General features: G+C 63.2%; 11 protein-coding genes. 6 read left to right on the forward strand and 5 right to left on the reverse strand.

Annotation, left to right across the window (positions count from 1 at the left end; genetic code table 11):
• Positions 1-42: 42 nt before the first annotated feature.
• Positions 43-1,413: a pyridoxal phosphate-dependent decarboxylase family protein gene (locus ABIC44_RS16380; protein ID WP_354296587.1), complete on the reverse strand. Its 1,371-nt coding sequence runs from the start codon at positions 1,411-1,413 to the stop codon at positions 43-45.
• Between the two features lie 2 nt (positions 1,414-1,415).
• Positions 1,416-1,868, reverse strand: coding sequence for a winged helix-turn-helix transcriptional regulator (locus ABIC44_RS16385; RefSeq protein ID WP_354296588.1), 453 nt, complete (start codon positions 1,866-1,868; stop codon positions 1,416-1,418).
• A gap of 109 nt (positions 1,869-1,977) precedes the next feature.
• On the opposite strand from ABIC44_RS16385, the gene ABIC44_RS16390 reads away from it, so the two are divergent.
• Entirely contained in the window at positions 1,978-3,222 is a 1,245-nt protein-coding gene (locus ABIC44_RS16390) for an MFS transporter (protein WP_354296589.1), read from the forward strand.
• A 119-nt stretch (positions 3,223-3,341) separates the two neighbouring features.
• Here the strand turns inward: ABIC44_RS16390 and ABIC44_RS16395 are convergent, their stop codons facing one another.
• Positions 3,342-4,232: a LysR family transcriptional regulator gene (locus ABIC44_RS16395; protein WP_354296590.1), complete on the reverse strand. Its 891-nt coding sequence runs from the start codon at positions 4,230-4,232 to the stop codon at positions 3,342-3,344.
• Positions 4,233-4,332: 100 nt separating this feature from the next.
• On the opposite strand from ABIC44_RS16395, the gene ABIC44_RS16400 reads away from it, so the two are divergent.
• The 3 genes from ABIC44_RS16400 (at position 4,333) to ABIC44_RS16410 (ending at position 7,853) form a co-directional block, all read left to right on the forward strand.
• Entirely contained in the window at positions 4,333-5,844 is a 1,512-nt protein-coding gene (locus ABIC44_RS16400) for an MFS transporter (protein ID WP_354296591.1), read from the forward strand.
• Between the two features lie 43 nt (positions 5,845-5,887).
• Positions 5,888-6,442, forward strand: a complete 555-nt coding sequence (locus ABIC44_RS16405; protein WP_354296592.1) for a recombinase family protein — start codon at positions 5,888-5,890, stop codon at positions 6,440-6,442.
• Between the two features lie 274 nt (positions 6,443-6,716).
• The gene (locus ABIC44_RS16410) at positions 6,717-7,853 is read left to right on the forward strand and encodes an FAD-dependent oxidoreductase (RefSeq protein ID WP_354296593.1); all 1,137 of its coding nucleotides are present in this window, start codon (positions 6,717-6,719) and stop codon (positions 7,851-7,853) included.
• Between the two features lie 86 nt (positions 7,854-7,939).
• On the opposite strand, the gene ABIC44_RS16415 is transcribed toward ABIC44_RS16410, so the two are convergent.
• Positions 7,940-8,503, reverse strand: a complete 564-nt coding sequence (locus tag ABIC44_RS16415; RefSeq protein ID WP_354296594.1) for a TetR/AcrR family transcriptional regulator — start codon at positions 8,501-8,503, stop codon at positions 7,940-7,942.
• Positions 8,504-8,654: 151 nt separating this feature from the next.
• Between ABIC44_RS16415 and ABIC44_RS16420 the strand changes: the two genes are divergently transcribed.
• Positions 8,655-9,413: a GDSL-type esterase/lipase family protein gene (locus ABIC44_RS16420; RefSeq protein WP_354296595.1), complete on the forward strand. Its 759-nt coding sequence runs from the start codon at positions 8,655-8,657 to the stop codon at positions 9,411-9,413.
• A 101-nt stretch (positions 9,414-9,514) separates the two neighbouring features.
• Here the strand turns inward: ABIC44_RS16420 and ABIC44_RS16425 are convergent, their stop codons facing one another.
• Positions 9,515-9,832, reverse strand: coding sequence for an ArsR/SmtB family transcription factor (locus ABIC44_RS16425; RefSeq protein ID WP_354296596.1), 318 nt, complete (start codon positions 9,830-9,832; stop codon positions 9,515-9,517).
• An 84-nt stretch (positions 9,833-9,916) separates the two neighbouring features.
• Here ABIC44_RS16425 and ABIC44_RS16430 point away from each other — a divergent pair, with 84 nt between their 5' ends.
• Positions 9,917-10,648 (forward strand): SDR family NAD(P)-dependent oxidoreductase, encoded by a 732-nt coding sequence (locus ABIC44_RS16430; protein WP_307103820.1) that lies wholly within the window; start codon positions 9,917-9,919, stop codon positions 10,646-10,648.
• Positions 10,649-10,902: the final 254 nt, after the last annotated feature.

Raw genomic sequence — 10,902 nt, forward strand, 5'->3', positions numbered from 1 at the left:
CAGCAGAACGCCGCCCTGATACGGCGGGATGGGAACAGGCATTCAGCCTACCGCCGCCCTCGTCAGGGCTTCTGCCAACCGCACGACATCCTCATGCTGCGTCCGCCATGACGAGATACTAATTCGAAAGGCGGGGCGCCCTTGCCAGATCGTCGTCCCGAACCACCCGGCATCGCTTTCCAGAACGCTTTGCCGAACACGCGCCGTTCCCTCGTCGTCCTGGTATCGCACCAGGACCTGATTGAGCGGGACGCGGTTGAGAACGTCGAAGCCGTTCGACCGCAGGCGATCAGCGAGCCAGGCGGCTTCGTCGCAGTGACGGTCCACCAGTTCGGCAACGCCCCGTCGTCCCAGCGTCCGAAGGGCTGCCCAGATGGGAATGCCGCAGGCGCGCCGCGAAAACTCCAGCGTCAGGTTCTTCTGAGCATCCTTCGACGCGCTCGAATAGGCCGCATCGGCGTTCATCGCCTCGGCCAGGGCAGTGGCGTCCCGGCAGATTGCGACCGCACCGTCATAGGGCGTGTTCAGCCACTTGTGCCCGTCCGTTGTCCAACTATCGGCGCGATCGACGCCCTCGGTCAGCGGCCGTCGTGAGGAAGCGCGTGCCCAGAGCCCGAAGGCGCCATCGATATGCACCCACGCCCCTGCGCGTCGGGCGGCCTCGATCAACGGCTCGAAGGGATCGAACTCCCCCGTGTTTACTTCGCCCGCTTGAAGACAGAGGATGGTGTGATCGTCCAGCGCGGGAAGACGCGCGGGGTCGATCCGCCCTTGCGGGTCGGTCGGTGCCACGATGAGGCGGCCCATTCCGAAACCCAGGAGCCGCAGCGCCTTCTTCACGGTGATGTGGACGCTCTCGGAAACGACGACCTTGATCTCCGGCGAGCCATGGAGGCCATTCCGGTCGAAGTTCCACCCCTGACGGTCCAGCAACGATCTACGAGCTGCCGAAAGGCAGGCGAGCGTGCAGGCCGTGGCGCTGGTGCCGAAGCCGACACCGCTTTCGCGCGGAAGGTCGAGCACGTCGAGAAGCCAGTCCCCCGCGATCTTCTCCACCGTCGCAGCCACCGGCGAGTTGTCGTAGGACGAGGCGCACTGGTCCCACGCCAGCATCAACCGCTCAGCCGCCGCAGCGGCGGGCAAGGCCGCTCCGATCACGAAGCCGAAATAGCGCGGTCCGTTCGATCCCGTGGTGGCCGAGGAGCCGTGAAGGTCGAGAAGGCGCAGCGTATCGGCCGCGTCGCGGCCATGCTCGGAAATCGGCTCGGCGAAGGCGGCCAGTCCGTCGCGCGCGGCCTGATCGGGGAAGGGCGGACGGATGTCGAGGGTTGCCAGATAGTTTCTGGCGCGCGCGTCGGCGTCCGCGATCAGATCGAGTTCCTGCATCTTTGCTGTCGCTGCTGCGTCCGCCATCCTCAAGCCTCCGTGATCTTCTTCACACGCGTCCTCTCCCAGCCGAGCGGATGGCCGGCGGGGGTACGCAAATCCAGCCGGGGCACCGGCTTGTTCGTCTCGATATCGATGAGCGACGACCGCGGCTCGTCGGGGCGGTAAAGATGATCCTCGCCCCACTGCCGAAGCGCGACGATGACGAGGAACAAGCCCCGCCCCTTCTCCGTCAGCACATAGTCCCGGTAGGCGCTGCCATCGGAGGCCGGCGCTGTCTCGATGACCTCCTTCTCCGTGAGGTCGCGCAGGCGAGACGCCAGGATGCCCTTTGCGATGCCGAGGCTTGCCTCGAACTCGCCGAAGCGCCGCACGCCGTCAAAGGCATCGCGAATGATCAGCAGCGACCACCAGTCGCCGATCACGTCCAGGGCACGCGCGACCGGGCACGGTGCATGGCCGAAGCTGACCCGTTTGACCATCGTTAGCCCCAACGCCCCCGAACGCATCATCTAGTCCTGTTTTAGAACTAGATTCGAAAAGGCGCAAGTGGTTTCATCATGAGACTACTTGCTCTTACAGGGATCGATCGTGCCGCAGAACCAAGGGGGCCAACCCCATCGCTATGACGGCAGCGGCCTGCCGCGTGCCACCACCTGGGTGTTCGCCGTCGCGGCGGGCCTCAGCGTGGCCAATATCTACTATGCCCAACCTCTTCTCGACCTGATGGCGCAGGATTTCGGCATCGCGCCCGCCTCGATCGGCTGGGTGGTGACGCTGACCCAGATCGGCTACGCGCTAGGCCTCATCGTCATTTTACCGCTTGGCGATCTCATCGACCGGCGTCGTCTGGTCGTCGCGCAGATGCTCATGTCGGCGGGCGCACTTGGGCTTGTATCAACGGCGAAAACGAGCGCGGTGCTGTTTATCGGCATGGCGGCGACAGGTGTACTGGCCGTAGTGGTGCAGGTCTTGGTGGCCTTCGCCGCAACGCTCGCGAGGCCGGGCGAACGCGGCAAGACGGTAGGAACCGTAACGAGCGGGGTCGTGATCGGCATTCTGGGGGCTCGCTTCATTGCCGGGCTGATCGCCGATTTGGGAGGCTGGCGGGCCGTGTACCTGACCTCCGCCGGGGCGACGCTCGTCATGGCCGGACTGCTTCTGCGCACGCTGCCCAGGCGGCTTCTCCCAGAGAGGCAGGACGGCTACGGCGCGGCGCTCCGATCGATCCCGTCGCTCTTCCTGCGCGATCGGGTTATTCTCCGGCGTGGCCTTCTGGCCCTTTTGATCTTCGCGGCTTTCAGCACCTTCTGGACGGCGCTGGTGCTGCCGCTCAGCCAGGAACCCTTTTCCTACTCCCATATGCAGATCGGCTTGTTCGGTCTCGTCGGGATGGCAGGTGCTTTGGCCGCCTCGGGCGCCGGTCGGCTTGCTGATCGAGGGCTCGGCCAAAGGACAACAGGACTATCGCTTGCGCTTCTTACGGCATCATGGGGGCTCATCGCCTGGCTGCCGCACTCGGTCCTGTTGTTCCTGGCCGGTGTGATCCTGCTCGACCTTGCGGTACAAGCCGTTCACGTCACCAATCAGAGTATCATCCTGGCCCGGCATCCGAAGGCCGGCAGCCGTCTCATCGGCGGCTACATGGTGTTCTATTCGATCGGCAGCGCGTTAGGGGCAATTGCCACTACGATCCTATACGCTCAAGCCGGCTGGGTAGGAGTTTGTGGACTTGGTGCCGTATTTAGTTCCCTGGCCCTGTTTACCTGGGGCATCGAGCGCTCCGCCATCGGACAATCACCGACGCTCGGTCCTCAAAATGGCCATCCGATATGATGCGCTCACGGAGCTTTCCCAAAAAGCGAACGGTCAGCGAGACGGCCAGCTCTTTCTCAAAAAGGTGCCATTATGAGAATGGGTGGCTTGGCCCATCAACCCTGACGCTCATGCCCATTCTACTGAGTTACCACACGGTCTTGGAACAGGTTGACAGTGGCAAAGTCGATGAAGGCCCGCAGCCGCGATGATACCAGGCGGCCGGAGGGCCATACGAGTGTGAATTGGCCTTCGGAGCGCACCTTGTCCTCCAGCAGGTGGCAGAGCTCACCAGTCCGAACGGCATCTGCCGCCAGGAAGTCAGGCATATATGCGATGCCCAGACCGTTGATCGCCGCAGCGCGTACGCCCTCCATGTTGCTGCATGCCAGGACTGTACGCGGGTGTCGGTCGAGTTCGAGAGGCCAAGGCTGTAACTGCCCAGAGCCCGGATAGCGGAAGCGCACGGCGTCATAGGTCGCCAAGGCATCGACCGAGCGAGGTTGGCCGTACGTGTTTATGTAGGCAGGAGACGCGCACAGCACGAAAGAAAAGGAGCCGAGCTTGCGCGCGATCAGCGACGACGCGGCCAGTTCACCGCCACGTATCGCCACGTCTATGCCTTCTTCGATCAGGTCGACCAGTCGATCATTGCAATGCAGGTCGAGCTCGATGTGCGGATAGGCAGCGCAAAATGCGGGCAGGTGCGGGACGAGAAACCGATAGCCAATCGTGGGCAAGCTGACCCGAAGGACACCGCGCGGTGTCGCCCCCGCATCCGATACGGCAATCTCCGCTTCGCGCAGATCATCCAGAATGCGCCGGCAGCGCTCCAGGAACAGCGCGCCTTCATCGGTAAGGCGGACGCGACGGGTGGTACGATGCAGAAGGCGCACATTAAGCGCCGCTTCCAGTTTGGCGATATTCTTGCCGACAGCGGATGGCGACAGCCCGAGCGCACGAGCTGCGCCGACGAAGCTCTGCAGTTCCGCCGTTCGAACAAAGCTGGTGATGCCGAGCAGATGATCCACGTCAGCAGATTATAGCCGAAAAGGATATAGACCAAGTCCAACTGACCTGATTATCGCCCTGGGTTCGTGAGATAAGGCGGTGCGCGGAGGTATCCCGCATATGACCAGCTCATCTCATAATCCTGCCGGCACCCGCCCCCGTGCCGCTTTGGCTGCGGTGTGCACAGCCGCCCTCATCCTGCCCATGAGTTTCTCCGGCGGAGCGGTGGCGACGCCTGCGATCGGGCATTTGCTGGGCGGCGACCTGCCGGGGCTCGCCTGGATCACGAACGCCTTCATGCTGACGTTCGGTGGCCTGCTCATGACCGCGGGTGCCCTGGCCGATCGCTGGGGCCGCAAGCGGGTGTTCATGGCAGGCGTGGGTCTGTTCGGTGTCGCCTCCCTCATGCTGAGCTTGGCGCCGACGCTCGGTTGGATCGATCTGCTGCGTGCCGTGCAGGGCGTCGGTGCCGCTGGTGCCCTCGCTGGGGGAACCGCGGCCTTGGCGCAAGAGGTCACAGGCTCGGCGCGCGCGCGGGCATTCAGCCTGCTGGGCACCACCTTCGGCATCGGGCTCGCATTCGGGCCGCTGGTCGCAGGCATGCTGATGGAGGCGTTCGGGTGGCGTGCGGTTTTCGCCGCGCCGGCGGGCGTGGCGGCCTGTGCGCTCCTGCTCGGGGCGGGGTCGCTGCGCGAAACTCATGCAGCGGAATCGTCTGCGATGGACTGGCTGGGCGCAGCGACCTTCTCCATCGCGCTCGCGTGCCTCACCCTCTTCATCCTTCAAGGACCGGTCTGGGGTTGGATCAGCATGCCAATGGCAGGGCTGCTCCTTGCCGCCATCGGCGGGTTTACACTTTTTGTTCGCGTCGAGCGCCGCAGCACTGCGCCGCTGCTCGATCTGACCCTTTTGCGCTATCCCCGCTTCCTGGGGGTGCAGCTGCTGCCGATCGCGACCTGCTACTGCTTTGTCGTGCTGCTGGTTCTGCTGCCGCTGCGATTCATCGGTGTCGAGGGCATGAGCGAAACACACGCAGGCATGAGCATGCTTGGCTTGTCGGCACCTATGCTGGTCGCGCCGACCCTGGCAGTGCGGTTGGCGCGTCGCCACTCCGCAGGGGCCGTATCAGCGGCCGGGCTGCTGGCAGCAAGTTTAGGTCTGCTTTGGCTATCGCTGTGCGGTCCCGGGTCCGGCGCGACACCGGTGCCGGCAATGCTTCTGATCGGTATGGGGGCCGGATTGCCTTGGGGATTGATGGACGGCCTGTCGGTTGCGGTCGTGCCGTCGGAACGTGCCGGCATGGCCACGGGTATCTTCGGCACCACCAGGGTCGCGGGTGAGGGCATTGCGCTGGCCAGCGTGACGGCGGCATTGGCGGCTCTGGTGCGCTGGCACCTTGATAGGCTTACGATCGGCTTCGCTCAGGTCCGGCCGCTTTTGGCCCAGCATCTGGTTACCGGTGACCTTGGCCGGGCCATCCGGCTGGGTGCATCAGCTGAGGCGCTGAAGGAGAGTTATGCGGCCGGATTCGCGCTTCTCCTTTACGTGCTCGCAGGCCTGACTTTCGCATCCGCAGTGCTGGTGTTCGTGACCTTGCGGCGCGTCGACGCTCATGAGGTGTCGGCGAGCTAGGCCGAAGCGCACGGCTGTTCGAGAACGTCAACGGACAATCAAGATGCTGATAGGCTATGCTCGTGTGTCGACCATCGACCAGGATTTGGCACTGCAGACGGATGCGCTAGCCAGGGCCGGTTGCGAGAGAATGTTCGCCGATAAGGCGAGCGGTGCGAAGACTGATCGACCGGGTTTGACGGAAGCTCTGCAATTCCTGCGCACCGGAGACACGCTCGTGATATGGAAACTCGACCGGCTTGGTCGTTCCATCCGGGGCCTTATCGACCTTGCCGCGGGTCTTTCCGACCGGAAGATCGACTTTCGGTCCCTAACCGATGGTTTCGATACCGCCACCCCTTCCGGACGGCTGCTCTTTCACATCCTCGCGTCAGTCGCCGAAATGGAGCGAGAGCTCATTAGGGAGCGTACGATCGCTGGGCTGGCAGCAGCCCGGGCGAAGGGAGGCACCGGTGGAGGCCGTAAGCCAACTATGACGGCCGACAAGATCGATACCGCGCGGAAGCTGCTGGCGGCAGGAGACAAACCTGCCAAAATCGCTAAATTGCTGCAGGTTGGCTTATCGACTTTTTATCGGCATTGCCCAGCAGGCAGCTAAGCCAGCCTGCTGCAACGGTCGCAACCCTTGCCGATTGGGATCGAATTTCGTGAAAGTTTCTCACCGATGGACCGCAACAGGATCCAGTTCGGTTTGGCGCAACAGCTTGCCTGAAACTGCGGTCAAGAGTAACGAACCTGCGTCGCGAAAAACGGCTGTCGGATGGGCAATCGGCCTCCCGCTCCCGCGTGCACGTCGGCCATGAATGGCATGGTCGGCCAGCGTCTCCATACACGATCCTCGCCGGTCACGTCGGCGAGTAAGGAGCGCGAACATGAACCACGATATCGGCATCATCGGCGCAGGTCTTGGCGGCCTCACCCTCGCTTGCGTCCTGCTTCGACACGGCGTTTCGGTAACGATCTTCGAGGGGGAGGCCTCTCCCACTGCCAGGGCGCAGGGCGGCTTGCTCGATATTCACGAGCAAAGCGGACAGCGGGCGCTGGAGGCAGCCGGGCTTCGCGAAGCCTTCCTGCGCCTCGTCCGTCCCGGAGAGGATGCCAAGCGGATCGTGAACAAGGACGGTATCGTCCTGTTCGACAGGGCGGGCGATCCGACATCGACGCGCCCGGAGGTCGATCGCGGCGAACTGCGCGCCATGCTGATCAGGGCGCTTCCGCCAGGAACGATCCGGTGGGGGCACAAGGCCGCCTCCATCATCCCACTCGGCGACGGGCGGCACCGGATCGACTTTACCGGCGGGGCGCGCGTGACGGTCGGACTTGTGGTCGGTGCCGATGGCGCATGGTCAAAGGTGCGACCTCTCGTTTCCGCCGTCGCCCCAGCCTACGCCGGAACCTGCTTCATCGAGATAGCGCTGCCCGGCGACACCGTGGCGCAGCGGTCATCGATTACGGCGATCGGCAGCGGCACGCTGATGGCGGTCGACCCAGGCAAGGGCATCATGGTCCATCGTTACCTGGATGGGAGCGCCCGCGGCTATGCGGCGCTCAACAAGTCGGAGGCGTGGATACGCTCCCTCGACGCGACTGACGATCGCACCGTTCTTACCCGCGTCGCGCGCGAGTATGATGGCTGGGCACCGGCGCTCACCGCGTTCATCCGGGACAGCGGGATCAACCCTGAGCTACGACCTATCTACGCCCTGCCGGTGGGAATGCGGTGGGACCGTGTGCCGGGCGTGACGTTAGTTGGCGATGCTGCGCATCTCATGTCACCTTTTTCCGGTGAGGGCGCCAACCTCGCAATGGACGACGGGTTCAGATTGGCAACCGCCATTCTCGATCACCCAGGTGATTTCGAAGTAGCGTTGACCGCCTACGAGGCGGACCTGTTCGATCGCGTGGCCGGGATCGCGGAGGCTTCCGCTCGGAACCTTGCGACCTTCTTTGGCGATGGTGCACCGTGGAGTGTCGTCAGGCTCTTCGATCCCTGGGCCCAACAGGCTTGAGATGTCCCGGCGAGGCTTCCCGATTAGGAACGGCCAGCGAGACGGTCACGGCCTTCCCAGAAGGATGGTATGCTGGGAATGCTCGCTCAGTGCGCCGTCCGGCAAAGGTCCAGAGGCAATAGCGCCGTGCGTGCGATCCCGTTCAATTCCGCCTCTGAGCAGCCGTCCCGGGCTTGCACCGACATCCCTTGCACGGTGGCTGCGTAGAACGCAGCCAATGCGAGGGTGTCCGTTTCCCGACGCAACTCGCCGGCCTGTTTGCCGCGATCGAGGCGGGCCTTGATCGCGTCGCGCGCAGCCAACCGCCGCTCGGCCATTCGACGCGCGATAGCCTGATGCTCGATACCGCAACTAAGGACTCCGAGCGCGATGAAGCACCCGCCCGCCCGATCGTCACGCGTGTAATTGGTTGCCGCCTCCGCCAGAAGATCCTGGATCGCGTCGAACGCAGTGCCGGCCCGATCCAGTGCCGCGACGGCAAACGCCCCCTCGGTTCGCTGATACAGCTCGACGGCTTCCTCGAAGAGGGCCTCCTTGCTGGGGAAGACGCCGTACAGGCTGGTAGGAGAAACTCCGATTGCCTCGGTCAAGTCGGCAATCGAAGTGCCTTCGTAACCGCGTTCCTTGAACATCGTCAGCGCGGTTGCCACGGCCTGATCCCGATCGAACTGACGGGGACGACCACGCGGACGATTGGTGGATGGGGAGCCTCTTTTCATAGTGGTCGCTACGATAATCTGTTGACACGGCGGTAGACAAGCGCATCTATTTCCGCATCGATCGCTACAAAAAGGAATGCGGATGTTTCGTCGAGCTGTCGCTACCCTGGGGGCGCTCACCTATGGCCTTATCGGCGGGACTGCGGCCCAGGCCGATCCTCATCGCATCCTGATCTATGGTGATAGCAACACCTGGGGTTATGAGGGGCGCAGCGATGACGGGCTCACGTCCCGTTTCCCGGCAGACCGGCGATGGACGGGCATCGTCCAACGCTCGCTCGGATCCAATTACGTGGTGATTGAGGACGGCCTGAACCTGCGCACGACAAACCTCGACGGCGAAGACTGGCCCGGCAGCGTCATGCGGCCTGACACCGTCAACGGGGCGAAGCATCTCCCCGCGTCGATCGCGGCCAACATGCCGCTGGACCTCGTCGTCATCATGCTCGGCACCAACGATCTTCAGGCGCGATACAAGCGGACGCCCCGGCAGATTGCCGATGCCGTCGTTGGGTTGGCACGCTTGGTTCAAGCCTCATCCGGTGGGATCGGCACGGTATATCGAGCGCCAAAGGTGCTCATCGTATCACCGGTCCAAGTTTCCGCGATCCCGATCGATGAGTGGAACAGGCGCTATGCGGGTAGCCGCGAAAAATCGATCGCGTTCTCGGCAGCGTTCAAGGATGCAGCCGATACCGCCGCTATTCTAGAATTTGACGCCGCGGCGGCAATTGGCGGTGCCGCCCATGGTGTTGACGGCATCCACTTGTCGGAAACGGATCATCGGAAGCTGGCTGCCGCCATCCTGCCGACGATCCAACAGGTGATCGGTACGCCATAGCCGAAGCACGTTCAGGTAGGCCTTGCCAAAAGGGAGCGGCCTGCGAGACGGTCGGGGCGTTCCCACAAGGATAGAACTGCGAGAAAGGCGCTGTGCCGGCTTCAATCGGGAGTAAACGCCAGGATGTTTGGCAGAAGCCCTGGGAAGCGCCTTTCGATATCATCCCAGCGCAACACGTTGATGTTCTCGACACCGCGCTTGGTAGTGCAGATCAACCCGCTTTCTCGCAACACCCGGAAGTGGCTGCTGAGGGTCGATTTCGGCACCTGCAGGAACGGAGCGGTCGCGGCCGTGCAGTTCAGCCCTTCCCTGGCCCGGTGAAGCGCTTTCACGATTTGCAGGCGCGTCGGATCGGCCAGCGCCGACAGAATGTGGTGCAGTTCGACGGCATCCGCCGGAGGGTGAACGAAACCGATCATCACCCATACCTATCAGGGGCTGGCGTCAAATTCCATAGTTCCGTATATCCGTACTACCGAATCAACGGAACGAGGATATCAGTGATGACATACGCGGCACTCGTAACGGGGGGAACGGCCGGGATCGGGCTTGCCAGCGCGCACGCGCTCGCCGCTACCGGGCGACCGGTCTACGTCACCGGCAGGACCGAGGAACGACTGAGGGCTGCGGCAGCCGAAGGTCTGATCGGCATCCGCGCGGATATGGCGACAAGCGACGGTATCCGCGCAGTCGCGGAACGTCTGGAAACCGATGGTGTGACGCTCGATGTTCTCGTGGCCAATGCCGGCACTGCTGAGGCGACCAAATTCGGGGATGTCACCGAAGCTGATTTCGACCGCATGTTCGATCTCAACGTGCGCGGGGTCTTCTTCACCGTACAGGCGTTGCTGCCCCGGCTCGCCGATGGTGCGTCGGTTATCCTGATCGGCTCGATCTGCTCGATCAAGGGCATGGCCGACCTCAGCGTCTACAATGCGTCGAAGGCGGCGGTGCGCGCCTTTGCGAGATCATGGGCCAACGACCTTCGTGACCGATGCATCCGCGTGAATACCCTCAGCCCTGGTCCGGTTCGCACGCCCCTCGCCCATCAGTTGCAGGGAGAGGCCGATGGCTCGATCACTGCGTTCGAAAACTGGACCGCCCAGAACGCACCAGCCGGACGGATCGGCGAACCCGAAGACATCGCCTCCGTCGTCAGCTTTCTTGCCGGGCCGGACGCCCGATATGTCAATGGCGTCGAGCTGTTCGTCGATGGAGGCCTCGCACAAATATAAGCGGATGCCGGGCGACCGGACCTTTGGTCCGGCGCCCGCCCAAATACGAACCCGAGGTAGGATTTCGGTTGAGTCGGGTGGTCCAACGTATGCCTGGGACATGGACATTCTCAAAATCCGTTCCCGATTGCCATTTCCCAAAACCACCGTTCTGTGATGCAGACCGTCCGAAAACGCGATGCGAGGCGGTTCGGCGGGAGCGTTCACGGACGAAATCGCTGGAAATCGGATATTTGCCGACGCCTGCGCCTCAG

This window comes from Sphingomonas sp. 1185, assembly GCF_040544655.1.
GTDB lineage: Bacteria > Pseudomonadota > Alphaproteobacteria > Sphingomonadales > Sphingomonadaceae > Sphingomonas.